This is a genomic window from Desulfobotulus pelophilus, from assembly GCF_026155325.1.
Lineage (GTDB): Bacteria > Desulfobacterota > Desulfobacteria > Desulfobacterales > ASO4-4 > Desulfobotulus > Desulfobotulus pelophilus.
The window spans coordinates 198,027-223,814 of record NZ_JAPFPW010000003.1; the positions used below are offsets into that span (position 1 = coordinate 198,027).

A 25,788-nucleotide genomic window follows, 5' to 3' on the forward strand; every position below is an offset into this window, starting at 1 on the left:
TCTTCTGGGTTCTTGCAAGGATATTTCCGTCATTTTGATTGCAAAGGAAAGTCATGACATTTCTTGAAGCCCTGAAATCCCATATTCTTGTTTTAGACGGTGCCATGGGTACCATGATCCAGAACCTTGGCCTGACCTCAGCGGATTTTGGCGGTGAATCCTATGAAATGCTTTCGGATATGCTGGTTTTTTCAAGGCCGCATGCCCTTCGGGATATTCATCTGGCCTATTTTGAGGCCGGAGCCCACGGAGTGGAAACCAATACCTTCGGAGCCAGTCCTCTGCGCCTCGAGGAATTTGATTTTTCCGGTCTGGATACGCTTGCCTTTGAAGGAATTCCAGAAAATATCCACCTCAATACCCTGTCTTCGGAAGACATGGCCTACTGGATGAGTCTTAAGGGCGCTGCCATTGCAAAGGAGGCCAAAGAGATTCATGCCGCTTCGCCTGATTACGATGGTCGCCCCCTTTTTGTGGTTGGCTCCATGGGCCCTTCCAACTTTGTACTTTCCCCCACGGAAGCGGATCTTCACCGGGGAAGCTGGGAAAGCATAGAGGAAAATTTCCGGGTGCAGGTGAAGGGCCTTGTGGACGGTGGTGTGGATGTACTGCTTTTTGAAACCCAGCAGGACATGCTGGAGCTGAAAGCCGCCGTATCCGGCGCCCAAAAAGCCATGGCGGAAAGGGGAGTTGCCCTTCCCATTATCTGCCAGGTGACGGTGGATGCCCACAGCCGTATGCAGATTTTCGGAACAGACATCCATGCGGTGATTGTCACCCTTTCGGGCATTGGCATTGATGCTCTGGGCATCAACTGCTCCATCGGGCCGGATCTCATGGAGCCAACGGTGGCAAAGCTTTCCCGTTTCAGCCCTCTGCCCCTTTCCGTGCTGCCCAATGCGGGCCTGCCCGAAAACATAGACGGCAAAACCGTATTTCCCCAGTCTCCTAAAGATCTGGCTGCCCATCTGGCCCGTTTCATGGATACCTATGGCGTGAATATTGTGGGGGGGTGCTGTGGCACCACGCCGGATCATATCCGGGCCGTGGCTCAGGAGGCAGCCCGAAGAAAGCCGAAGGAGAGAAAGCCCGAAGGCGGTGTCTGGCTGGCTGGCCCTTCCAAAGCCGTGCTGCTGGATAGCGATTCCCGACTGATCCGCATTGGCGAACGCCTCAATGTACGGGGTTCTAAAAAGGTGAGGGATGCGGTGGAGCATGATGGTCTTCTGGATATGGATGCTCTGGAGGAGGTGGTTCGGGAGCAGCTGGAGGATCTGGGCTGTGAGGTGCTGGATGTGTGCATGGATTCCAATATTGTGGACACAAAAACCGTGCTGCCCAAAGTGATTCAGGGTATTTGCGTGGATTTTCCAGGGGCCTTGTGCATAGACTCCTTTGATACGGATGCGCTGATTGCCGCCGTGAAAGCCTATCCCGGAAGACCTCTGATCAATTCCATTTCCATGGAAGGCCATGAAGGCATGTCCAAGGCTGCTTTTATCTGCACCCATACGGCCTTTCACAATCCCCTTTATATTGCCCTTGCGGCGGATGACAAAGGTCCTGCCCAGACAAGGGAGGGAAAAAAGGCCATTGCGGACCGCCTTGTCGAGGCCGTTGCTCCCCATGGTGTGGGGGCGGGCCAGCTGCTCGTTGACATCAATGCCTTTCCCATTGGATCGGAATCCGTAGAGGGCATGAATTTTGCCCTGGAATCCCTGGAATCCATTCCCCTGATTAAAAATGCCCATCCCGGTATCATGACCACCATCGGTGTGAGCAATCTCACAAACGGCCTTGCCAAGAAGCCCTACATGCGTCTGGTGCTGACCTCTGTCTTTCTGGATGAGGGTAGAAAAAAGGGGCTCGATGCGGCCATTGTCAATCCCAACCATTACGCTCCGGTGGAAAGTCTGGACGCTTCCGACTATGCCCTTGGCCGGAAGGTGGTGCTGGAAAGGGACATGGATGCCTATGCTCTCCTTGAGGACATAGCCGAACTAAAGCAGGGCCGCAGGGTAGAAAGGCGTTCTTCCTATGAGGGCCTTTCTCCTGCGGAGACCCTCCGTGAAAAAATCAAGGATGGTTTCAAGAAGCGGGAAGCCGGTACGGTAAGATGGAAGGGTATGGAGATTGCCTATCAGGACAGCATTGTGCAGGATGCGGTGAAAGCTCTGGAAGACCATGAACCCCTCGCCCTGATCAGTGATTATCTCATGGAGGCCATGAATGTGCTGGGAGAGCGTTTTGCGGCCGGAGAGGCTTCGCTGCCCCATCTTCTGAAGGCTGCGGATGTGATGAAGGCGGTGATGGGATTTCTCGAAAATGTTATGGCCGAAGGTGCCGTTCAGGATGCCTACAAGGCCACCATCGTCATGGGTACGGTCTATCAGGATGTACATTCCATCGGAAAGGATCTTACCAAAACCCTCTTGGAAAATTACGGATTCCGGGTGATTGATCTTGGGGTGCAGGTTCCTGTGGATGCCTTTGTGGAAACGGCCATACGGGAAAAGGCCGATGCCATTGGTATGAGTGCCCTTTTGGTGCAGACGGCCAATCACATGATTTCTGTGGTCAAACGCATGGATGAGGCGGGGCTTTCCATACCGGTCTTTGTGGGCGGTGCGCCTGTAAACCTGCGCCATGCCGCCACCGTTGCCCTGCGGGGTGGTGATGATGTGGACAATATCAAGCCCGATGTCTTTTACTGCCAGACCGCCATGGACAGTGTGAATCTCATGGAAGGACTGATTGCATCAAGACGGGATTCGGTGATTGGAGTGAACCGGGAAAAGCTTCTTGCCGCATGGCGTTCCGGGCAGGAAAAATTCATAGAAAAATCGGTGCTTTTGGCAAGTCTTCCAAGGCGTAAGGTTCGTTTTGAAACAGGCCCTGCAGTTTCATCTTTTTTATCCGAAACCCTGAGCCCTTCCCCTTCTGCCGTGAACATCCGCAAAAAAAGTCTCTTTTCCCTGAACTGGAAGATGGGAAAGGGCCGGCAGGATGGGGAGTCTCTCTATGAAAAATGGATAAGCAAGGCTGAGCAGGAAGGCCTTGTCAAACCCTCTGGCCGCGTGGCACTGTTCCCGGCCAACAGTGAGGGGCAGTATATTCTTCTTTTTGATCCCAAGAATCCTGAGAGGGAGGTGGCCCGGATCTTTACGGAGATGCAGACCGGTTCCGGTAAAAAGGATATTTTCTGTGTGGCGGATTTTGTAAGGCCCCTGTCAGGTGGTGTCCGGGACTGTGTGGGCTTGCAGATTGCTACGGCAGGTCCCCTATCCATGGAGGCTGTGGATCATTTTAAAAAGTCAGGGGATACGGAAAGTGCCCATCTTCTTCAGGGGCTTTCTGACCGCATTGCCGAAGATCTTGCAAGTATGCTGCACGCAAGGCTTGCCATACTTGCGGGAGCAGAAAAGGGATGCCGTTATTCTCCGGGGTATCCGGGCATTGCCATTGAAGAAAACAGGGTGATCCATGGTCTTCTTGCGGCGAAGGATCTGGGGGTTAGCCTGACAGGGGCGGGTGAATTCCATCCCACCTCCACCACGGCGGCGCTGATTGTTTTCCATAAAGATGCTGGTTACGCCATTCCGGGAGACTGAAGAAGGGGCAGGCCGGGGGGAGATATGGCATGGGGGGCGCTATTCGGCCTCCTTTCCGTTGCAGGTGAAAGCCAGGTCGGCTGCAATGGACCGCAGCTGTTCTGCCTGGGCATTCATCTCTTCGGATGCGGCAGCGGATTCTTCGGCATTGGCCGCATTGTCTGCGGTGCTTTTTTCCATGGTCCGGATGTGCTGTGCCGCTTTTTCAAGACTTTCGGCATTTTCTTTAGCGTTTTCCCTGAGTTCAGCCATTATACTGCGTATTTTTCCCATCCTTTCCTGTAAATGTCCGACTTCCCGGCCGGTTGTATGAACTTTTTTCATGCCTTCTTCCACATCGTTTACCGTTGTATGGATCAGTTCTGTGGTGCTTTTGGCCGCTTCTGCTGATTTTATGGCAAGGCTTCTTACCTCTTCCGCCACCACGGCAAAGCCTGCTCCGGCTTCTCCGGCCCGAGCCGCTTCTACCGCTGCGTTCAGGGAGAGAAGGTTGGTTTGAAAAGCTATTTCATCAATGGTTTTGATGATTTTTACGGTATTCTGGCTGGCGAGGGCAATACCCTCCATGGCTGTGATCAGGGTATCCATGGAGCTGTGTGCGGAGCTCAGTTCCCGAGAGGCATCCTCTACATGGTGGTTGCCTTCTTCCGTATGCGTTGCAACGGTGCGGGTGCGGAGACTGATTTCATCAATGGAGCGGCTGATGGTCTGGGCGCTGCTGATCTGGCTGTTGTTCCCATCGGAAAGACTCTGGGCTGCGGCGGAAAGTTCTGCAGAAGCCTCGGCAACATGCAGAGATGTTTCATTCAGGGTCTGGACACTCCGGTTGAGTTTGCGGATCAGGGGACCCGTGAGGATGAAAAGCAGAACGGACGCCGTCATCAGGGCAGACAGAGTCAGGAAGCTTGACCAGCCCCCGAGCCTTGAGACATCAGCAAGAAGTCTGTGCTTGGGAACGGAGGCGGCCAGCATCCAGCCCTGGGCCTCTATATGATGAAAACCTGTTGTGACGGTTTCGCCGTTGTAGCCGTAGTCCATGATGCCTTCTTTTTCCCGGTTCATATGGAGAAAAAAGGGCTGATTCCCAACGTTTTCCCTGAGTATTTTTTGCCTGTCCGGATGGACGAGAATATCGCCCCGGCTGTTGGCAATCCATATGAAGCCATCGGCGGCAACCTCAACGGGACGGATAAAAATACTGTCCATTATGGCGAGACTGATCCCGCATAACACAACGCCGATAATTCTGTTGTTCTGACGTACGGGGGTGGATATGACAAAGATGGCATTTCCCGAAGCCATGGAAATGATGGCATCGGAAACAGCTGTTTCACCATTCATGCTTTGCTGAAAATATGTTCTGTCGGAAACATGGATGTTTCTTTCGTGGCTGCCATCGGACGTGGCAAGCATCCTGCCGGTGGTATCCGTGAGGGCAATGAGCTCATACTGTCCCTCCATGCTGTCCTGTATGGACCGGAGATAGGCCGAGCTTTCCATGATCAGATCAGGGTTGGTGGTTCCTTGTAGAATGGTCTGCAGCAGCAAGGGGTTGATGCTGTAATTTTCCACATCCCGCCGTCTTTCCCTGACCCACTGGCTGATCTGACTGGCCGTGCTGCGGGCAACAAAGGCAAGGTGTTCTTCGCTTTGTGAAATCAGGGCTTTTCTGGCCATTCCATAGGCAATGGCGGAAAGGATGATGAGAGCAAAGGCAAAAAGAAGCAGTGTGGGAATCATAAATTTCTGGCGCAGGGAAAAAGCCATGGCATCCTCCAGGGGCGGTTCACAGGACGTTGGGGCGGCGGGCGGTGGCAGTCAGTGCAGGCTTGTACGCAGTTTGAAATTTGCTTGTCTGGTTCCGGCTTTGATAGCACGCTGGTATGTCCGGGACATGAAGGGAGCCGGAATTTATATTCGGATGGAAGAAGAATCAATAGTATAGTGTGGCGGAATAAAAAGGTAAAGATTTTTTGTTGCGGTGCAGTACGGCGGGGCGATCCGCCAGCCCGCATGTTTTGGCCGGGCTGGCGTTCGTCCTGCTGTCAGCTCAGATGCAGGGACATGGCCGTATTCACATCCATGCCCTGGTTCACAATACCGCATAGTGCACGGACAAGGGCTGTGGGGTTTTCATGCTGGAATACGTTTCTGCCAAGGGACAGCCCTGCGGCTCCTGCCTGCATGGCGTCAAAGGCCATCTGTAGAATCTGGGTATCATTTTCCATTTTAGGACCTCCGGCAATGACCACGGGAATGCAGCAGCCATCCACTACCTGCCGGAAGGTTTCGGGGCAACCCGTATAGGCCACTTTTACCACATCCGCACCCAGCTCTTCTCCTAAACGGGCGCAGTGTTTGACCACATCCACATGGTTTTCATCGGCAATGCGGGGACCTCTGGCATAGACCATGGCAAGAACGGGCATGCCCCATTCGTTGGCCTTTGTACTGACTTCTCCGAAATCCCGCAGCATGGTCCTTTCGTTTTCATCCCCCACATTGACATGAACGGATACGGCATCGGCCCCTAAGCGCAGGCCGTCTTCCACAGTGGAGACAAGGGTTTTGGTATTGGAGGATGGAGAAAGGCTGGTGCTGGCGGAAAGGTGGAGGATAAGACCGATATCCCGACCATGGCCTCTGTGGGTACGGCGGGGAAGGCCTTTATGCATGAGAACGGCATTGGCTCCTCCCTCGGCCACTTTGTTGACAGCCCCCCTGAGATCGATCATTCCGGGTATGGGGCCAACGGTGACGCCGTGGTCCATGGGCACTATGATGGTTTTTTGGGTGTTGCGGTCGAAAATGCGTTCCAGCCGAACCTGCTTGCCAAGTTGCATGATCTTGCTCCTTTTACTGTGTATGGAGGCAGTCCGGTGGTCTGAAAGAAAAAAAGACCGCCGGCTTTTGCCTGCGGTCCTTAGTATGTTTCTGATAGGCGGATCGTTTGCTAGGCCAGTCCACCCTCATAGGAACCCCAGGCGCAGGTAAAGGCACCCAAAAAGTTCCTAAAGTAAAAAAAGAAGGTATGGAAGGCGTTCATATTCATTTCTTATGTATGGTATAAAGAGAAAGCTCTGTCAAGATTTATGATTCTGCCTGCAGTCAAGCCAGGCTCTGTTGTCTCTGCCGGGCGTCTGGCAGCATCTTAGAAAACAAAAAAGTACCTCAGTCCGAACTGATGGCCGAGGATTCCGCTTTCTACGTCCACATCCCTCCAGTACTGCACCAGAATCTGTTGCTTGGGTGCGGGGCGAAAGCCCAGAGTGAGCTGCAGGGCGTGGTTGTCTTTTTCATTCTTTTGATTTATGCCGCCAACTTCCGTTTCGCCTCCTTTTTCATAGTAGTGTCCGAGGGACAGCATGAAGGAGGGTGTGAAGTCGTAGGAATAGTGGGTTTCCAGGCGAAAGAGAGGGTCCGTTTTTTCCGTTTGCCCCAGAGCCCCGAAATTATCGTTATCCGTGTAGAATTCAATGCTGGGTACAATATCAAAGTAGAAATTACCAAAGCCCTTGGTGAGGGATGCTTCAGTTTTAAAGGCCCAGCGGTTTTTTCCAAGGTTCAGGGTTCTTGCGGCATCATAGTCGCCGAGGGGTGCCTGAAACCATTGGGAGAAGGCAACCCAGAGCTTGTTGTCCGGATCATTGACGGGCCAGATCCCGAAAAGAACGGTAGGGTCCATGAGGCCGGACGCGGATGTTCCGTTAAGCGTTATGTTTCCGAAGGGAACCAAGGCTTGTACGGAAGTCATGACTCCTTTGATTTCTTTGTAATAAACCGGTCTGAATATTTGCAGATTCATATCAAAATCAGCATCCTGAGTTGTTCGCTGGCCATTTCTATAGGCTTCGTTTCCCGTTCGGTGCCGTGCATAGATGAGAATGCCTGCGGTGCCGTCGGGGGGAGCCACATAGCCTTTGGCATCTCCGGCCACAGAGGCCGATGGCATGGTCAGTATGGCCGCAAGCAGGAGAAGAAGAAAGAGGCTTCCGTTGGAAAAAGGGCGCATGGTCAGTCGGTGCATGGGATGTCCTTTCTTTGAGAATGCAGGAAGTAGGTCTGGTAGTAGCGTTGTTTGAAGGGAACGCTGTTTACAATTGTTTCCCTAAAAATGGCTTCATTTGACTGATATATCATAACCTATAGACTTAAAATGGATTAAAGGCCAGAAAAAAGATGTCTCCCAATGAGGGGTTGTTCATTTTTTTATGGAAGATTCTGTCTGTTTTTTCCTGATCCGGAAGAGCAGCAGGGTGAGGGCAAGGCTTATGACAAGAAAGATGGCAGCCATGGGAAAAGCTGTATCAAGGCTGAAAAAATCCATGGCTATTCCTGCGGCAAGGGAGCCTGCCAGCATACCCATGCTGTGGGCCATGGTAAGCAGTGCCATGGCGCCTCCCATGGCCTGTTGCTGTTTCCCTATGGTTACGGCCATGGCCGTTATGGCAGGGACGGAGATGCCGCCACCCATACCAAACAGAATGATTCCCCCGAGGAGTTCCATGAATCCGTTTGCAATGCCTATGGTTCCCATGCCGGCCGCAACGAGCAGCCCTCCGGTAAGAACCATTCCTTTTCTGCTGTAACGGTCGGCCATCCATCCCATGGGGATATTCAAAAGGCCGCTGACAAAAATACCTGCCATGACCAGCACGCCAATGACATCACTTGTCATCTGAAATCGTATATGGGCCAGCAGGGGTAGAAAACACCAGATTATGCCGATGCCGCAGGTATAGGCAAAGCGATAAAAAAAGATACCGGCAAAGGTTGGGTCAGTGACAAAGGCTTTCCATGGATAGGCGGAGGGGTTCTGATTATTGAACCGTTCTTTCCCAAGGGGAGGCAGGCAGACAAGACTGGCCATACAGCCCGTAAAAGCCATGATGCCCATGGCGATGAAGGCCCAGTGCATCCCCATGTGCGTGCTGAGAATGCCGCCGATGAGGGGGCCGAGACTTAAGCTTGTGAACATGGACATGTTGAACATGCCCATGAAAAATCCTTCCCTGCCCTTGGGGGTAATGTCACCTATGTAAGCCTGGGCCACTGGCATGACCATGGCTGAGGCTATGCCATGCAGAAAGCGGATGGCAATGAGGTCATTGATTCCCCGCGCGGCAACAAAAAGAAGGGATATGAGTCCGTAACAGAAGAGTCCGGCCACGATAAAAGGTTTTCTGCCTTTTTTGTCTGAAAGGCGGCCGAAAAATGGCAGCAGGAAGGTACGGGATATGGAGAAAGCACCGAATATAAGGCTGATGGCCAGGCCGGAAGCACCAAGATCATGGGCATATACGGGCAGGAGGGGGACAACGATTCCCACGCCTGTAACGGCAATGAATACAGAAAAGAAGAGAGTGATAAAAACAGGTTGCCGCATGGTGGTCTTTCAATGAGGTTTTGCTTGCAGAGGGCCTTTTGCCAGATTTATCAATGATACATTCTTTCTTTTATCGCCCTGGTGGTAAATAAAAAAATGCTCGGAGTGCTGTAATTTCTCACTGTGGTGGAGATGGGAAGCAGGTCAGAGGCTTTTTCATTGACAGGCTCTTTCATTTTCAATAAAAATTCTTTTTTGATACATGAAAGATTCGGAACCTGGTTGATTCCAGGGGGCTGATCAATGGGATTCTGCCTAGGAGACGCTGCCTGGAGAATCCTGGTGAGTTCCTGCAGGGTTCCGACAGTCCAGAAGGGGCCCGATATTCCGTGTGCTCCGTTTTGTAGCTGCAGAAAATGGGGTAACCATGAAGAAAGAAGTGCTGACGGAACATATGTAAGAATAAAAAGTATTGTAATCCACACCCAAGACGACAATATCCCCGTTGGTATCGATGCCGGAAGTTCATCCGGCCGGTGTCAGAGCCGGGGCGACAGCATCTTGAAGGAGGAAGTGTATGATGGAAGAGAAGGTGATGAACCGATGGCTCGTTGTGATGGGAGCTGTCATGGTTCAGATGTGTCTGGGTGCCATTTATGCCTGGTCCGTTTTTACGGGTGCGTTGCAGGAAGCCGGATGGACGGCTGCGCAGACCCAGGTTGTTTTTTCCGTGGCTCTGGTATCCTATGCCCTGTCCATGGTAGGTGCCGGTTTTAAGCTGAACGTGGTAGGCCCCCGCAAGATGGCTATTCTGGGCGGTCTGATTCTGGGTACCGGCTATATTATTGCCGGTCTTTTCGGTGGGACAAATTTCTGGATGCTCCTTATTTTCATAGGGATTGTCGGCGGTACGGGTATTGGTGTCGGCTATGTGGTCCCTATTGCCGTAGGCATGCGCTGGTTCCCCGATAAAAAGGGGCTGATTACCGGCCTTGCCGTGGCGGGCTTTGGCCTGGGAGCTATGTTATGGGTGAAGCTGGCTGGAACAACGGGTAATCTGATTGCCAATTTCGGTCTCCCCACCACCTTTGTAATTCTTGGTGTGCTTTTTGCCGTCTTTGTAACCATTGGTGGTCTTTTTATGGTTTTTCCTCCGGAAGGATGGCTTCCGGAAGGATATGTCCCTGAAACCGGTGAAGCGGGAAGTACGCAGGTTGCTGGCGTCGAGTATGGTGCGGGCGAAATGGTGAAAACGCCTCAGTTCTGGATGATTTTTTTCACCTTTGCTTTTCTGGCCAGTGCGGGATTGATGAGCATAGGGCTGATGCAGCTCTATCCCATGGAAGCTTTAATGAATAACGGTATGGACAGAGCTTCTGCCGTTGCCGTTGCCGGAACGGCCATGGCCGTATTTTTTTCCATTGCCAATGCCCTTGGCCGTGTTGCATGGGGAAGTATTTCCGATATCCTTGGCCGTAAAAACTCTCTGATTATTCTGGCTTTTACCCAGGGTCTTGGGGTAATGGCCTTTACCTACATGGCTGGAACCCCCATGCTTCTTTACATTGGAGCTGCCCTGATTGGCTTTAATTTTGGAGGCACCCTCTCCCTTTTCCCCACTCTTACGGCAGATACCTTCGGTTCTCAGAATGTGGGCCGCAATTATCCCCTGGTTTTCCTTGCCTATGGTGCAGGGGCCCTTCTGGGACCCAATTTGGGCGGGGTGATGGGGGGAATGGGGAATTTTGCTTTGGCTTTCACCATTTGTGGCGTTCTTTGCATCATGGGGGGGGTCCTGACGGTATTGCTGCGTCCTCCCCGCAGGTGTGAGAATGTTGAAAACTGTGCTGAAATGGAAGCTGCTTAAGAAAAGAACCCTGGATGGCGGTGGTACGGCCATCTGGGATCATGAGTTTTAAGTCTGGAAAAGAGCCCCCTGTCGTATACCGGCAGGGGGCTCTTTTCGTTATCGCTGGCGAGCTTGGAGGGCAGGGCCGGTACGGGGTCTTGTCTTGCGTTGAATAAAGGCCCGGCCTGTCAGTGTGGTGGCACGGTTTGTTTTAGGGTTGAACCGCTGAAAGAGGGTTCCTGGGCACAAACGGTGCTGGGTGGATTTTTGGGGCCAGCTTTTTTTATTACGTGGTTTTTATGACCGGTCTGTCTCTTTTTCTAAGAATACGAGTTTATGGCAAAAGGGCATCCAGCTGAAATCTTTTAAAAAAATATTTGCCTTCTCTGTAAGATATTGCTTGAGAACCTGCCTGAGCCGTGCTAGAGAGCGCTCATTTAGCCGTAGTACGGATCCTCCACCACCGGCCCTTAACACCGTATACGCATTGCTTTGCGTGGGCGGACCGATGGCGCCGTGACCCATACCGGCAGAACCTCAACTGTTTCTTAAAAAAGAAAGAAAGGAAAAGAAATGGAGAAGGCGTATGCGAACCCCGGTCCTTTGGGCCTCATGGGTTTTGGTATGACGACCATTTTACTAAACATTCACAATGCGGGGTTTTACCCCATCAGTGCCATGATACTGGCCATGGGCCTTTTTTATGGTGGTGCCGCACAGATTATTGTGGGGGTTATGGAGTTTAAAAAGGGCAATACCTTCGGAACCACAGCTTTCACATCCTATGGCCTTTTCTGGCTTACCCTGGTGTTTCTGATGGTGATGCCCAAGATGGGCTGGGCAGATCCAACCCCCCACGGTTATATGGCCTGGTATCTGCTGCTTTGGGGCGTTTTTACCCTGTTCATGTTTTTTGGAACACTGGTGGCAAGCCGTGGTTTACAGTTTGTTTTTCTGAGTCTTACCATCCTGTTTTTTCTGCTGGCAGCCAGAGATTTTACGGGGTCAGATATCATTGGCCGTATTGCCGGATTTGAAGGTATCCTTTGCGGGATCAGCGCCATTTATCTGGCCATGGCCGAGGTTTTGAATGAACAGTTCGGCCGGATTGTCCTCCCCATAGGGTAATTATATAAAGAAAACGTCTCCTTGATGGAGGCTTCTATAATGAAGAAGGCCGCAGCTGAACCTGCGGCCTTCTTTGCGTATGGGAAAATGAAAAAAGGCCACAGTAGATACAACCCAACCGGGGTTTACGATGTGTAACCCCGGCAGAAAAAAGCAGGATGCATTCAGAAGAGAGTTTTGGAGATAACGTTGAGCCTCTGAGCCCGTCTCTTCTGTCGAAGTACTGCCTCACGCTTACCAGCTTCGTCTTTATTGCCGATTTCATAAGGGTGAAGGAGGTCATGAAGGCCTCTGCTCAGGGCATTCAGCGGGTGCATGGGCTGAAAAGCGTGAAAGGAAATGACAGGATGCTTTTTCATCGGAAAAACCTCCGGTTTCAAAAAACGTAAAATAAGGTGGTGCGTCGTCTTTTGCTGAATAGCGGAGGGCGGCGCAGTAAAAATACAGAGAAAAACAGGAATCAGAACGGGTATGGGCTGTTCTGTTGTCACTGCTGTTCCATGGTTGGAGGGAGGCTGAAGAAAGCACTCCAAGTTCCCGGTTTCATGGCATATTGTACGCGGCTAAAATACAGGTTCTGATACAAGCTGGCTTTTAGCCCTTGTTGCAAGGTGTTTTTGGATATGGCTATACTGATCCGTAGATCGGTTCAGGTGGCTATGCAGGGTGGACCGTGAAGACAGGGAACAGCATGGGAGATGGGAGGAAGAATAAGTAGGAGGTCGGTTATGTAACGACGCATGGCAGCACGTTTCCTTCGTCCGGATACCGGCTTTCAGGGTAGAGAAACGGACAGCGCACGCAGGCTACGGTCGGGCTTTTTAAGTTCTGGCCGAGTCTGTGGTGCTGCAAACAATAATGAAGTAACCTTACGCCCTTTTTTAAAGGGATGCAAGAAAAAAATAACCCTTGTGCGACAATGCACAAAGGTTGTTTTTTTGTAAACGGGCGTAAAGCTGACTTCTTTCAGCTAGCTATAACGGCCTGAACTTCCGCAAGAAAGCGGCTGGATTCCGAGGGTCTGCCACGGCGGAATTCCGAAGCACTTAAAAAAAGGCAGCGTTCCGCCCGGGTCATGGCTACATACATCAGGCGCCTTTCTTCTTCCAGTTCTGCTGCCGACTGCATGGATTTCCAGTGGGGGAAGAGTTCTTCCTCGCAGGCAACCACGAACACGGAATGAAATTCCAGTCCTTTGCTGGCATGGACGGTGGCAAGATTGACTCCCCGTCCTTTTTTTTCCTCATCTTCTTCTTTGTCTTCCCTTACCAGGGCCGCTTCTTCCAGATAGGCCACAAGGTTTTCTTTCTGCCCTGCTGTATAGATCAGTTCTTCAATATTTTCCTGGCGTGCCGTAAAATCGCCCTTGTCTGCCTTGGAAAGCTGCTCCAGATAATCCAGATAAGCGCTGCGGGCAAGAATTTCCCGTATGGCCGTGTCCGGTGTCATGTCCCGGATGCTGTCCAGAATACCGATGAGATTTTCCAGAGCACTGTGAATTTTGGGGGTAAGCATGCGTTTTCCCAAAAGATGGCGGGCTGCATCCTGAAGACTGTCTCCGGAGGAGCGAACCTGCTGCATTTTTTTGACCATGGCCGGTCCGATTCCCCGTTTGGGTGTATTGAGAATACGTTCGAAGCTGGCGTCATCCTTGGGAAAGACCGCAGCTGTGAGGTAGGCATTGATATCCAGAATTTCCATTCGTTCAAAAAAGCCTTTGGAACCCAGCATGCGGTAGGGGATGTTCATGGACCGGAACACTTTTTCAAAGGCAAGGGAGCAGAACTTGGTGCGGTAAATCACCGCAATCCGATCCAGAGGAACGCCGCCCTGTACCAGTTTGGCTATTTTTCTTCCCGTCCACTTGGCTTCTTCATTTTCATTGTAGAAATAATAAAGTTCCACCGTACCTCCCATTTTTTCGGAGTAACAGTGCTTATCCATGCGGTGGGGGTTGTTTTGGATCAAGGCACCTGCGGCCTGAACAATTTCATCGGCACTGCGGTAGTTTTCTTCCAGCCGGAAGAGTCTGGCATCGGGATAGGTTTCTTTAAAACGGAGAAAGTGGTTGACATTGCTGCCCCGGAAGCCGTACACCGCCTGCCAGTCATCTCCCACGCAGAAGAGATTGCCGTGACCAAGGAGGAGCCTTGTCAGTTCCTCCTGAAGGTTGTTGGAATCCTGATATTCGTCCACAAGGATGAATTGGAAAAGTTCCCGGTAGGTTTCCCTGATGTCTTTCTGGTCCCTGAGCATGTCCCGTACTTTGAGAAGTATATTGTCAAAATCCACAGCATTGATGGATTGCAGGGTTTTTTCATACTGGCGGTAGACTTCAAGGGTCTGAACCCTTTCAATTTCCGGCAGATTTTGGATGAAGGTTTCCGGATTCCCATGGTTTTTGGCCATGGATATTTTATACTGAAGCCGTGAAGTCTCTTTTTTGTCTATATTCAGCCGAACCAGGATTTCCTGCAGGGTTTTCTGCTGCTGATATCCCGCCAGAATTTGCAGAGGTGATGTATATCCGGCCCGCTCTGCATGCTTTTTTAAGATCTGCAGGCAGGCGGAATGATAGGTGCGGACCCAAGGGAAGTTGTCCGGAGAAAGACCTGTCTGCCGGATCAGCCTTGTTTTCATTTCTTCGGCAGCCTTGTTGGTGAAGGTGATGGCAAGGATGCGATCCGCAGAAAAGCCTTTTTCAAGCAGGTAGGCGATTTTGGCTGTCAGAGTGCGTGTTTTACCGGAACCGGCTCCGGCAATGACTAGGGCAGGGGTGTCTTTGTGGACAACGGCATCCTGCTGAGCCCTGGAAAGATTCATGGGAGGTCCTTACAATGGTTATGGATGCGGGCATGGTGGGACCTTATGACCCGATTGCCCGCTGCTGAGGGAACTGTGGTGAAAATGGCCTGTCCGCAGCAAATGTTTTTGTTTGTTTGCAGGCTATTGGGTGGCAGGTTTTTGCGTCCCGTATCCCAGCCACCTTGTTTTTTGTTCCATTCATGGGGTTTAGCAGCCCTGTATGGGGCCATGTTTTCTGCCGGATGGAGCCTTGTTGCTTCAGCAATCAAGGCTGGGTTTGCCGGTGCAGCAGCGGTCTGTTGCCATAGGGTCTGTGGCCCGGCAGAGGGAATCTAGCAGGCCGGGCACATATTGACAAGCCGGGGCGGCCATGGAGTTTGCTGGTGGTGCATTGGGCCGCGGTTTCGCAAAGCCCGATTTTTCTGCTGGTATTGTTTTCTTTGGCGAGAAAAAGTATAGGCCTGAGATTGTCCGCATTCGGGGAAAAGGGACGCAGAGTCACTGCTTCCGGTTGATACAGTTGCTTTCAATAATGGGAAAGGTCTGCCCATGCCATCTTCAGCATCCATCGAGCAGTCTCTTTTTTCTTTTGAGTTCATCATCTTAAGTCTCATTGCCTTTCTTGCCTTCTGCAACATCTCCATGTTTTACGGCTTCAATGCCTATCTGGAGCAGGCAGGCGTGCCTGCGGTGTGGCGCGGGGTACTGATCAGTCTGGAGCCCTTTACGGCCTTTGCCCTGAGGCCCCTTGTCAGCACCTTCATTTCTCCCCGTAACGGCATCAGAATCATGGGGCTGGGCTTGGGTATTCTGGCCCTTTCCCTTGGGGGATATGCCCTTGCTCAGGATATCCGCTATCTGGTTCTGGTGAGAATCTGCCATGGTCTGGGTTTTGTGCTGCTGGTTTCCGCAGTGATCCATGTGCTGGTGCTGTTGATCCCCAAAAAAAGAAGCGGTCAGGGTTTTGGGATTTTTACGGTCATGACCCTTCTTCCCTACGCCCTGCTGCCGCCTCTGATGGAGAGGCTTCTGCCCTGGGCGGGAAGTGAGGTGAGGATTTACGTACTGGGTGCCCCCCTTTTTCTCGCCGCCCTCCTGCTTCTTCTTCCCCTTTCTTCCCGTCTGAAGAAACGATGGGTGAGTCTGCCCGCTGAAGCCATGAAAAAGCCGGGATTTCAGGATATGGTTGCAGGCCTGAAGCATCCCGGCGTTCTCCCCCTTCTCTGGGTGAACTTTCTGGTTTTTACGGCAACTACCATGGTCTTTTTTTACATGAAGGATCATCTTTTGCGTCTGGGGGCTTCCAATCCGGGGCTTTTTTTCACCCTGACAACGGCCGCCACCCTTTTGGTGCGTATTTTCTGCGGAAAATTTATGGACGGCATCAACCGGGCCGGGATGCTGCTTTCTTTTCTTTGTCTTCTGGCTTTTAGTCTCTGCTTTTTTTCCCTTTCCACAGTGCCTGTTCTGGTTTTGGGGCTGGCCCTTTTTTACGGCATGGTCATCGGCTTTCTCATGCCCCAGCTCAATGCCTTCATGTTTGACATCTCCCCTCTGCATCTCAAAGGGATGAACAGCAATCTCATGCTCTTTGCCATGGACGGAGGCTTTTTCATGGGGCCGCTTCTGGCAGGATTTCTCCTTGGAGCGGGCGTCTCCTATGCCGGTCTTTTTTCCCTTTTTGCCCTGCTTCCGGCCATGGGAATGTTCTGGATCTGGTCCATACGGCGGCTGGCGGCCCCATGAAAGTCTGGGAGATCTCAGCCCCTGCGGGTGGCCTCCCTGTCCTTTACGAGGGCAGCCAGAATATTTTCCGCCCGTTCTCCATACAGCTTTATGCCTTCAATGTTGGGTTCATGGAGAAGTTTCTGCATGAGAATGCCGTCGTCTCCGTACCAGCAGGGCAGGGCACCGCCAAGGAAATAGGCCTGATGGCGGAGAATGTCTATGGCTGGAACCACCTCCGGCCTGCTGAGATCCAAAAAGACCTGAATCACGGTGCAGCCCTGATCCTCAGCTTCTTTTTCCTTTTCTTTCAGGATATTCCCGAAATCTCCGCCCAGCTCAAGGAAGGTGAAACGGGCCACACCGGCGCCTGCGTAGATGCTTTCCGTGACCCTGCTTTGCGTATCCGTCAGGGGAGAAGATGCCGCAACAAAATCCCTTGAAAGATTGAGGCCTTCATAGAAAGCGGGCAGGATGTGAGCATAGGCGGGGTGGAGATGTACCTTGCGGCGTTCGCTATCTTTTATTTTAAAGCCGATCAGGGCCGAAACCCTTCCGGAACTGCTTTTTTCCTTGTCATAGGCATCGGCTGGCATGAGATCAATTTCTATGCCTGTGGAGATATAGCCCAGACGGATTCCCGCTTTATGCGTAAAGACATGGTTACAGACCCCTTCTCCCCAGAGATTGTGCAGCCCTTTTTCCGGATAGATTCTGCTGTGGGCAAGGCCCATGGTTTTTCCCAGAATATCCTGATTGCGGAGCTCTTTGAGTACAATGCCCTGTCCCTCTTCGTAGAGATCCCTGTTGGGCGGGCCGGAGCGGTAAACGGCTGTCTGCCCCACCACCCGCCCATCAAGGATGGCCAGTACCCGAAAGAAATCCCCGGCTTCCTGGGCTGCAAGGATGGCTTCGGGGTCATACACACTGGCAACGGGGTAATGGTCGCCATACACGGCCCGGTACAGTTCCACAACACCGGGGGCATCCTCTTTCTGCATGAGACGAATCTGAAGATCCATGTTTTTTCCTTTCATGGAGTGGGGGATGGATGGGCGGATCTGTCGGAGGGCGGACAGGGGGAGCCGGAAAGTCTCTCTACAAGGAAGAGGCTCTGGTAGGCTTCCGGTGTATCCATATCCTTTACAATACCCGCATCCGGACAGGGAATTTCAAGAAAAGCCGTTGTTTCGAGAAAACTTCTGAGTCCGCCTTCGCCGGAAAAGGCAAGAAGGCCGGGGACCAGTTCCGCACGGAGCAGGGGCGGGTGCCCCCTTTCTCCCTGAAAAACGGGGATGAAGGCTTTTTTGTGGGGATGGGTTTCCATGGCATGCATCAGCGCCAGCAGGGTGGGGCAGGACACTAAGGGAATATCCACGGGATGGACAAAAAAGGCCTGCGTTTCCGGAGAAAGGGCTTCAAGACCCCTTTGCACCGAAGAAAACATCCCCCTTTCCGCTGCGGGATTGGGCAGGATGCGGGCTTCAAGGCTCAGCGCCTCCAAGGCAGGGGTATTGTCTCCGCTGATTACGGTGATGGCATGGATATCTGCCTTTTTGTAGAGGGCAATGAGATGCTCCACCACAGTCCGGTTTCCGAAGGGAAGCCCTGCCTTGTCTTGGCCCATGCGGCTGGATTTTCCTGCGGCAAGGATAAGAACCGCACAGTCTCTTTTGGGATGGGGGCGGGCATTTTTCCTCACAGGCCTGATTTCCTGCGGATGGTGATCATTTCCCCGAGAATGCTCACGGCAATTTCCCCCGGTGTCTGGGCCCCAATGGCAAGGCCCACGGGGCAGTGTACTCGGGAGATGGCCTCATCCCCGAAACCTTTCTCCCGAAGCTTGGCAAAAAGGGTTTCCCGCTTGCGGCGGCTGCCCACCATGCCGATGTAGCGGGCCTGGGTTTTTAAGGCCTGTTCCAGCACGATGTGGTCATGGCTGTGGCCATAGGTGGCAATGAGAATCCAGGTGGAAGGGGTGACGGAAAGCCCTTCCATGCAGCCCTCAAAACTTTCGATGCTGTGGACGGGAACATTTTCAGGAAAGGAGATGGTCCCAAGGTAGTCTTTGCGGTCATCGAAGATGCCGGGGTCAAAGCCTGCGGCAAGGGCCATGGGACAGAGGGCCTGGGCGATGTGACCGGCTCCGAAGATCAGGAGGCTGGCCTGAGGTTCAAGGCTTATGAAAAAACTGCCGGATGAGGAGGGGCTGTTTTCTTCCATGGAGAAGCGCGTTTCTTCCAGAATGCGGATACGGCAGGGAAAAGCTTTGGATCTCTTTTCCATCTCCTCTTTTCTTTCATGGGAAAAAGAAACCTGAAAACCTGTGGCACGCCTTTCCCCCAGATTTTTCACAAGATTTTCAAGAAGAAAAAGCTCCGGGCCTGCCCCTTTTTTCAGGGGAAGAAGGAGGAGAGAAGCACTGCCACCGCAGGGCATTCCGGCCATCTCCGGTGTGAGACGGGCTTCCATGTGCCGGGCTTTTCCTTCTTCCATTGTTTGTCTGGCCTGGGCCATGGCCTCCATTTCCAGTGCGCCGCCGCCCACACTGCCTTGTGTTTTGCCATCCCCTTTCACCAGCATGAGGGCCTTTTCATCGCCGGGCACAGAGCCTGTATGGGAGATGATGGCCACAAGGCAGGCGGGGTCTTCTTTTTTAAGGATTTCCATGCAGGCGCTGAGGATTTCCATGGCTGTCATGACTGCTCTCCTTTGTCATCAGAATCCCGGTACAGGATCAGCCTTTGCAGGAGACTGGCGCTCACTGTTTTTCTGTAGTCCGCACTGGCCCGGATATCGCTGATGGGCTGCACCGCTTTTTGGGCGTGAAAGGCCGCTTCCTTCAGGCTTTCTTCCCGAAGGGGTTTTCCCATGAGGGCGGCTTCGGCTTCGGAAGAGCGGATCACCTTCGGCCCCACGCTGCCCCAGGCCAGGCGGGCTTCCGTCACAAGGCCCTGTTCCATGCGGATCAGGGCGGCAAGGCTTGCCACGGCGATGGCCATGGCGTTGCGGTTGCCCACCTTTTCAAAGTGCTGGATGGGGGTGTTTTGGGGGATGGAAATGCGGATGCGGTGCAAAAGCTCACCGGGTAACAGTGCCGTACGGCCCGGACCTGTAATAAAGGCTTCCATGGAAAGGGTGCGCAGACCCGTTTCCGAAAGAAGATCCAGCCGGGCGTCGAGCAGGAAGAGGGCGGGCAGGGTATCGCCTGCCGGAGAAGCGGTGCAGAGATTGCCCCCGAGGGTGGCCATGTTCCGGAGGGCAGGCCCGCCCACGGATGCGGCCCCCTGACAGAGCAGGGGCAGGTGCTGGCGGGTCAGGGGATGGCTTGCCACTTCCCTCAGGGTGCAGGCGGCTCCAATGGAGATCTCCTCTCCTTCTTTCAGGATATCTCCCATGCCCGCCATGCGTTCAAGGCCGATGAGGGGGGGCAGGGCTTTTTGCTTCTGACGCAGGGCCACCAGAAGATCCGTGCCGCCCGCCATGAACCGGGCTTCGGGATACGCCTTTACCATGGAAAGGAGCATTTCCTTTGTACGGGGAAAGAGAACGGGGTTCATGGCATCTCCTTTGGGGCCTTAAGGGTTTTTGCCGTATCTTCCACGGCATCGAGGATTTTCACATACCCTGTGCAGCGGCAGAGGTTTCCCGAAAGGCCTTTGCGGATATCTTCCCGATCTGCGTCAGGATGCTTTCGCAGGAGGGCCAGAGCCGTCATTTCCATACCGGGAATGCAATAGCCACACTGCACGGCTCCCTTTTCTTCAAAGGAGGTGATGAGCTTTTCTCCCACAGGATCTTTTTCAAGGCTTTCAACGGTTTCTATGTTGCGGCCTTCCAGCTGGGCCGCCAGCATGAGGCAGGAGAGCATGGGAAGGCCATCCACAAGGAGGGTACAGGCCCCGCATTCACCGGTTCCGCAGCCTTCCTTGGTGCCTGTGAGCGGAAGGTCTTCCCGGAGAAGATCCACCACCCTGCGGCCGGGGGCGACGGACAGGGAAAGGGGACTGCCGTTCAGAAAAAAGGAGATGGGAGCGTTTTCAGGGGGTTTTGACATGGGAATATCTCCGGGAAAATGGTTTTTATCTCTTATGTTTGCCGGAAGGAAAGTTTGGCTGGATTGCTTCCTGTCTTTTTTTAAAGGACAGCGGCCAGACTTTGCTATTTGATATATACGACAAAATTCTGATTGCTTTTCCAGTCAACGATCACATCTTTTCTGGTTACGCCCTCCTTGAAGGATATACCGAAAGTGGCTTTGTATCCGGCAGGTGCTCCCAGTTCATACACATCGTAGTATTTCTGGGAACAATATCCGGCGGCAGTGCTGTTATTTTGAAAAAGCAGGCTTCCCAGAGCAAGGCAGCTGAGGGTGTAAAGTATGAAGGCAATGGGTTTCATGGTCGTTTCTCCTTTTTTTGTCTTTGTCTGTTGCGTTCCGGACCTTTATCGCTGAAGGGGTGGACACCGCTGTTTTCATGTGAAACTTTTAGGAGCTATGGGAGTGATGATACGGCCCGGCAGTATCACAGGGTTTCAATGCTTTCCACGGTGCCTTTCTCCTCTGTGTGCATAACCGCGTGTAGGCGCGTATAGACCGCGTATAGACCGCGTATAGACCGCGTATAGACCGCGTATAGACCGCGTATAGACCGCGTATAGACCGCGTATAGACCGCGTATAGAAAATATAGTTTTCATTGCCCCAATACGGTGTAAAACGTCCATCTTTTTTGTCCGTGCTTTTCTAATTTACCGTCTTTATGCAGTTTATTCAGCAGCCGAGAAGCCTGATCCTCTGACAGATGGCATAAATTCGCCACCTCCGCGCGTTTGATACCACCATGTTGCCGCGTATAGTTCAGTACCATCTGTTCATTTTGCAACGCAGAAAACGCCGCCTGCCGCGTATAGGCCACTTTGTCCCCTGCATTCCGGTAAAGGGATGCGGACAGGGTATAGCTTCTACCTCTGGTGGTGCCATGCCCCTCCACCATTCCCCGTTCTATGAGGGCTTCCAGGGTTCTCTTGGCCGAAGCCGCATCCCGCTGGATCTGCCCCGCCAGTTCTTCAATGGTCAGGCGTTTCATTTGCCGCAGAGCGGACAGGGCGATGAGGCTGTCCACGGGCATTCTGCTGTTCAGACGGTTTTCCTCGTCCACAATCAGTTTCAGAAAATCCAGATCCGCAGCACCCGTTGGCATGCGCAGAATAACGGAATGGGCATCCGTGCGGGAATAGTCCGGTAAGGCCCGGCCAAAGCGCAGCATACCCCGGTAAATGGTATCCACGCCGCGTCCGGAGCGTTCAACAATACCGATACGTTTCAGGGCATCGGCAAGGGCGGGATTACGGGGGCGCGGTTCTGTGGTGAGGATATTGGCGAGGGTCACGCCTTCCACCAGTCCGCCGGGATTGCTGACCACCAGCGCATCATCCTCCAGCCGCACATGCACAGCCCCAAGGCGGTGATAATCCCGATGGATCAGGGCATTGGCCACCGCTTCACGGAAGGCATCCATGTCCACCTTGGGCACAGGTACGCGGAACATGCCGATGCGCACTTCCTCTTCCGGATTGTACGGCCTGAAATTTGTTTCTAACCAGTCCAGGGCCTTGAGCAGAGGAAAACGCCGGAATTCGTTTAGTCTGACGGCTTCCTGGGCCATGACCTGAAAGGCGAGTTCATGGGTGGGTACCAGCTGGCGCAGGGCGGATTCACGGCCAATCAGGAGAAGGCCTGTGAGGGTCGGCGTCCGGGTGCCGTCCCCTTGTCTATGGGTGAGACCCAGCACGCCGTCGAGATCCGCGTCTTCCAGTTCCAGCAGCACCTTGTCACCGCCGAAGGTTTCCACATTCTGGCGAAGGCGTTCGCGCTCCAGAGGGTCCAGATCCGCCAGTGTGGCTCCGGCAACGGGACGGGCGGATACGTCCAGAAGGCCGAAAGTACTGGCCCGGCTGATGCGGTCATGGGGAAGCATGGGCACGCATTCCGGCGTTCCGTCATGTTTAAGCCGTCTGCGTAGATAGACACCGCTGCGGGTGGCGGTTTCCTGCGGGCTTTTGGGTACGCGGATTCTGGCCACCCGGATACCTTTGATTTCGATGGCTTCCACGGCCACTGTCAGGGACGGGGAGGTGCGGGCTGCCACAAGGCCAGCCAGACCATCGAGGGAAAAATGCTCGGGATGCAGACCTGTGGGGGTGCCATCGTCTTCCACGCCAAGCCAGAGGTCACCGCCTTCGGCATTGGCCAGACAGACAATGGCCTCAATCAGATCTGTATCCGAAAGGCGTTTGTGGTCGCTTTTGAACTCAACGGTCAGGGTCTCTCTGGGAGGAATGACGGTGCTCATGGGGCGCTTCTCTTTTTCAGACTCCCCAGCACGGCTTCGGCCAGGATGGGCGCTTTGTGGATGCGCCTGCATCCCGCATTCCTCAAGGCATTGGCAATGGCGGGCAGGGGGCCGTTCATGGCCACCTCACCGATGCCCTTCATGCCAAAGGGTCCGCTTTCCTCTTTCTCCACAGGCGGGGCAAGGGAGAGGATGTCCGGCAGATCGAGGCTCCCCGGCATGAGATAGGTGGTAAAATCTTTGGTCTTCACAACCCCTTTTTCTGTGATGAAATCCTCGTACAGGGCATAGCCGATGCCCTGGGCCACACCACCCTGCACCTGCTGATCGAACATGGACGGATTGAGTACGGCCCCGCCGTCGGTGAGGGCGAGGTAATCCTTCACCTGCACCCTGCCGGTGAGGGTATCCACTTCCACCCGTGCAAGGTGGGCACCGTAGCCGAAAATCACATGGGGAAAGCCGATGAAAAAGCCCTTGGACGTATCCGGCACATCCCGGCAGACCGGTGCGATGAACTGGCCAAGGCAGACCCTTTCCTCAAGGCTCATGAAGGAAGCGAGCTGTTCCAGAGAAACCGAGCGGCCCGAGGGTTCATGCCGCACCCGTCCCGGTTCCAGCACAAGACCCTCATCATTGTGAAGAAAGAGGATGAGCCCCGCCCGGTTGATGAGGCGGCTTGCCAGCTCTTCGCAGGCGCTGATGAGGGCTTTTCCAAAGGTGTAGGTGGTGCGCCCTGCGGAGGAGGAACCGGAAGGATAGGCGCTGCGGGTATCGGGCTGGCGCACGCGGAGGGCCTCGGCACTCTGGCGGAGGATGTGGCCTGCAATCTGCAAAAAGGCGCTGCTGTTGCCCTGTCCCATGTCCGTTACGGCATTGTGGACAATGAAGAGACCCTTGGTATCCATCTCGATTTTGGCGATGGCCGCATCCCGCACCCCGCCTCCGTAACCTGCGGCATTGAAGACGGCGGCAAGGCCCGTTCCCCGGATGCAAAAGGGCGGGGCTTCTTTCTGCCATTGCCTGCGGGTCTGCCAGAGGGGATGGTTACGGATGCCTTCGAGGCAGGCGGCAAGGCTGGTGGAGGATTCCAGCAGCACACCTGCGCCGTTGATATCTCCCCGGTGCAGGGCATTTCGAAGGCGCAGATCCAGGGGGTCCTGCTCCAGTTTCTCCGCCAGCATGTCCATCATGGACTCAAAGGCAAAACTCACCTGACAGACCCCAAAGGCCCGCATGGCACCGCCCGTGGGTGTATGGGTATGGACGCAGAAGCCTTCGGTGAGGGTGTGGGGAATGCGGTAGGGGCCTGCGGCGTGTTCCATGCCCAGTTCCATGACCTCCGGCCCCAGATGGGCGTAGGCACCGGTGTCATACCAGATTTTTGCATGGAGGCTGTGCAGGCTGCCGTCGGCCAGCGCTCCCAGACGGTAGTGCATGCGGCATGCATGGCGCTTGTAGCCTGCCACAAAGCTTTCTTCCCTTTCCCAGAGCATTTTGACGGAACGGCCGGGACAGTGCAGGGCCGCAAGGCCGAGGAGGCACTGCACGGTGGCCCCGTCTTTTCCGCCAAAACCTCCGCCTAAGGAGGGGGCATGGATATGCACCTGCATAAAGGGAATCCCTAAGGCGTGGCTGATTTCAAAACGATCCCTGAAGGGCGACTGGGTGGAAACCTCCATGCGGAGGGTGCCGTCTTCCAGGAGGCAGGCCGTACCGGCTTCCGTTTCGAGAAAGCCGTGGGCCTGAACGGGCGTTTCAAACCAGCCTTCCACCACGGCGGCGCAGGTATTAAAATCCGGCTCCCCTTTTTGAATGGTGGCTTTCGCCAGCATATTGCCCGGTTTATCTTCGTGCACTAAAGGGGCATTTTCCGCCATGGCCTCATCCAGATCAAAGACACCGGAAGAGGGTTCGGCATGGATGCGGATACATGCCATGGCACTGCGGATGGCCTCTTTGTTGTCAGCAATGATGAGGGCCAGGGGATCTCCGCAGTAGCGGATGCGGTCCTCCACAAGAACGGGCATATCCTTATGAATGATGCCCTGACGGTTGGAGCCCGGCACGTCTTTGGCCGTGAGAATGGCCACGATACCGGGAATCTGCCGGGCTTCTTCCAGCTCCAGTTTCAGAAGCCGTCCGCAGGGAAGGCCCGAGCGCAGGGCCTGGGCCAGAAGCCGCTTCTCCGGAAAGAGATCGGCCGCATAGGGTTCTCTGCCGCAGGCTTTGGCTCTGGCATCGCCCCTGGGCAGGGGATGGCCGATGGTCATGGGGGAGCGGGATGGGGGGGGAACTTTGGCGGGCATGGCTTCTCCGTATGATTCGGGTTTGACTGATCCTGCGTTTACTGTGGCTGTTTTTTCCTTGATCAGCCGGTTTTTTGCATCGCCGGGGCTTTAGCCGATGGAGCAGGAAAACCCATTGGGATTCCTTTATATGTTTTTACAGCAAGTTGCGGTGACATAGGGCCTTGGTCTGTTTCTGTATCGTTTTTTATAGTTTCTGGAACATAATGTAGGTATCCACATACCCCAGCACAGGGTGAAGGTAGCCCTCGGGAACGGTTCCCAGAATGCTGTAGCCCAGTTTCAGCCACAGTCTGACGGCCACCTCGTTGGAAGAAACCACCGCATTGAACTGCATGCCCCGGAACCCCTTTGCCCTGGCCATCTCCTGGGAGTGGAGGCAGAGATCTCTGGCAATGCCCTTTTCCCTTGCCCGTGGTGCCATCATGTATCCGCAGTTGCAGATATGGGCGCCGGGGCCTGCGGCGTTGGGCTTGAGGTAATAGGTGCCAAGGATTTCTTCCCCTTCTGCAGCCACATAGCAGGCCAGAGGAAGAGTACACCAGAGGGTATGGGCCTCTTCCATGTCCATATCCGGATTCAGGGTGTAGGTTTCCCTGTCCTTGAGAATTTTTTGGAATACGGGCCAGAAGCTTGTAAAATCTTCTTTTGTCATGTCTCGGATCTGCACGTTGTTTCTC

At 53.7% G+C, this 25,788-nt stretch carries 18 protein-coding genes; 4 read left to right on the top strand and 14 right to left on the bottom strand.

Annotated elements, in window-relative coordinates:
- The first annotated feature begins 53 nt into the window (after nt 1-53).
- Nucleotides 54-3,611 (top strand): homocysteine S-methyltransferase family protein, encoded by a 3,558-nt coding sequence (locus OOT00_RS04635; protein WP_265424126.1) that lies wholly within the window; start codon nt 54-56, stop codon nt 3,609-3,611.
- Nucleotides 3,612-3,650: 39 nt separating this feature from the next.
- Here OOT00_RS04635 and OOT00_RS04640 read toward each other — a convergent pair whose 3' ends face one another.
- The 4 genes from OOT00_RS04640 to OOT00_RS04655 all read right to left on the bottom strand — a co-directional run bounded on the left by OOT00_RS04640 (nt 3,651) and on the right by OOT00_RS04655 (nt 8,997).
- Nucleotides 3,651-5,378 carry a methyl-accepting chemotaxis protein gene (locus OOT00_RS04640; protein ID WP_265424127.1) on the bottom strand — a complete coding sequence of 576 codons (1,728 nt, stop codon included), beginning with the start codon at nt 5,376-5,378 and terminating at the stop codon, nt 3,651-3,653.
- Between the two features lie 278 nt (nt 5,379-5,656).
- A complete protein-coding gene (locus OOT00_RS04645; protein WP_265424128.1) occupies nt 5,657-6,454 on the bottom strand; it encodes a 2-amino-3,7-dideoxy-D-threo-hept-6-ulosonate synthase in 798 nt (265 codons plus the stop codon).
- A gap of 308 nt (nt 6,455-6,762) precedes the next feature.
- Nucleotides 6,763-7,638 (bottom strand): transporter, encoded by an 876-nt coding sequence (locus OOT00_RS04650; RefSeq protein ID WP_265424129.1) that lies wholly within the window; start codon nt 7,636-7,638, stop codon nt 6,763-6,765.
- 174 nt (nt 7,639-7,812) lie between these two features.
- A complete protein-coding gene (locus OOT00_RS04655; protein WP_265424131.1) occupies nt 7,813-8,997 on the bottom strand; it encodes an MFS transporter in 1,185 nt (394 codons plus the stop codon).
- 517 nt (nt 8,998-9,514) lie between these two features.
- On the opposite strand from OOT00_RS04655, the gene OOT00_RS04660 reads away from it, so the two are divergent.
- Both OOT00_RS04660 and OOT00_RS04665 read left to right on the top strand, forming a co-directional pair.
- On the top strand, nt 9,515-10,804 hold the full coding sequence (locus OOT00_RS04660; RefSeq protein ID WP_265424132.1) for an L-lactate MFS transporter: 1,290 nt from the start codon (nt 9,515-9,517) through the stop codon (nt 10,802-10,804).
- Between the two features lie 555 nt (nt 10,805-11,359).
- Entirely contained in the window at nt 11,360-11,914 is a 555-nt protein-coding gene (locus OOT00_RS04665) for an acetate uptake transporter (RefSeq protein WP_265424133.1), read from the top strand.
- Nucleotides 11,915-12,880: 966 nt separating this feature from the next.
- Here the strand turns inward: OOT00_RS04665 and OOT00_RS04670 are convergent.
- A complete protein-coding gene (locus OOT00_RS04670) occupies nt 12,881-14,737 on the bottom strand; it encodes an ATP-dependent helicase (protein WP_265424134.1) in 1,857 nt (618 codons plus the stop codon).
- Nucleotides 14,738-15,268: 531 nt separating this feature from the next.
- On the opposite strand from OOT00_RS04670, the gene OOT00_RS04675 reads away from it, so the two are divergent.
- Nucleotides 15,269-16,465: an MFS transporter gene (locus OOT00_RS04675; protein WP_265424135.1), complete on the top strand. Its 1,197-nt coding sequence runs from the start codon at nt 15,269-15,271 to the stop codon at nt 16,463-16,465.
- 14 nt (nt 16,466-16,479) lie between these two features.
- On the opposite strand, the gene OOT00_RS04680 is transcribed toward OOT00_RS04675, so the two are convergent.
- The 9 genes from OOT00_RS04680 to OOT00_RS04720 form a co-directional block, all read right to left on the bottom strand.
- Nucleotides 16,480-17,466 carry a GNAT family N-acetyltransferase gene (locus OOT00_RS04680; RefSeq protein ID WP_265424136.1) on the bottom strand — a complete coding sequence of 329 codons (987 nt, stop codon included), beginning with the start codon at nt 17,464-17,466 and terminating at the stop codon, nt 16,480-16,482.
- An 11-nt stretch (nt 17,467-17,477) separates the two neighbouring features.
- A complete protein-coding gene (locus OOT00_RS04685; RefSeq protein ID WP_265424137.1) occupies nt 17,478-18,146 on the bottom strand; it encodes a nucleotidyltransferase family protein in 669 nt (222 codons plus the stop codon).
- The gene (locus OOT00_RS04690) at nt 18,143-19,144 is read right to left on the bottom strand and encodes an XdhC family protein (protein WP_265424138.1); all 1,002 of its coding nucleotides are present in this window, start codon (nt 19,142-19,144) and stop codon (nt 18,143-18,145) included. The genes OOT00_RS04685 and OOT00_RS04690 overlap by 4 nt, the downstream gene beginning before the upstream one ends.
- Complete coding sequence (locus OOT00_RS04695) at nt 19,141-20,004, bottom strand: FAD binding domain-containing protein (RefSeq protein WP_265424139.1); 864 nt, start codon at nt 20,002-20,004, stop codon at nt 19,141-19,143. The genes OOT00_RS04690 and OOT00_RS04695 overlap by 4 nt, the downstream gene beginning before the upstream one ends.
- Nucleotides 20,001-20,501, bottom strand: coding sequence for a (2Fe-2S)-binding protein (locus tag OOT00_RS04700; RefSeq protein WP_265424140.1), 501 nt, complete (start codon nt 20,499-20,501; stop codon nt 20,001-20,003). The genes OOT00_RS04695 and OOT00_RS04700 overlap by 4 nt, the downstream gene beginning before the upstream one ends.
- 104 nt (nt 20,502-20,605) lie before the next feature.
- Nucleotides 20,606-20,845 carry a hypothetical protein gene (locus OOT00_RS04705; RefSeq protein ID WP_265424141.1) on the bottom strand — a complete coding sequence of 80 codons (240 nt, stop codon included), beginning with the start codon at nt 20,843-20,845 and terminating at the stop codon, nt 20,606-20,608.
- Between the two features lie 295 nt (nt 20,846-21,140).
- Nucleotides 21,141-22,799 (bottom strand): ATP-binding protein, encoded by a 1,659-nt coding sequence (locus OOT00_RS04710; RefSeq protein WP_265424142.1) that lies wholly within the window; start codon nt 22,797-22,799, stop codon nt 21,141-21,143.
- Complete coding sequence (locus OOT00_RS04715; protein ID WP_265424143.1) at nt 22,796-25,108, bottom strand: xanthine dehydrogenase family protein molybdopterin-binding subunit; 2,313 nt, start codon at nt 25,106-25,108, stop codon at nt 22,796-22,798. The genes OOT00_RS04710 and OOT00_RS04715 overlap by 4 nt, the downstream gene beginning before the upstream one ends.
- Before the next feature lie 187 nt (nt 25,109-25,295).
- Complete coding sequence (locus tag OOT00_RS04720; RefSeq protein ID WP_265424144.1) at nt 25,296-25,778, bottom strand: GNAT family N-acetyltransferase; 483 nt, start codon at nt 25,776-25,778, stop codon at nt 25,296-25,298.
- Nucleotides 25,779-25,788 lie beyond the last annotated feature (10 nt).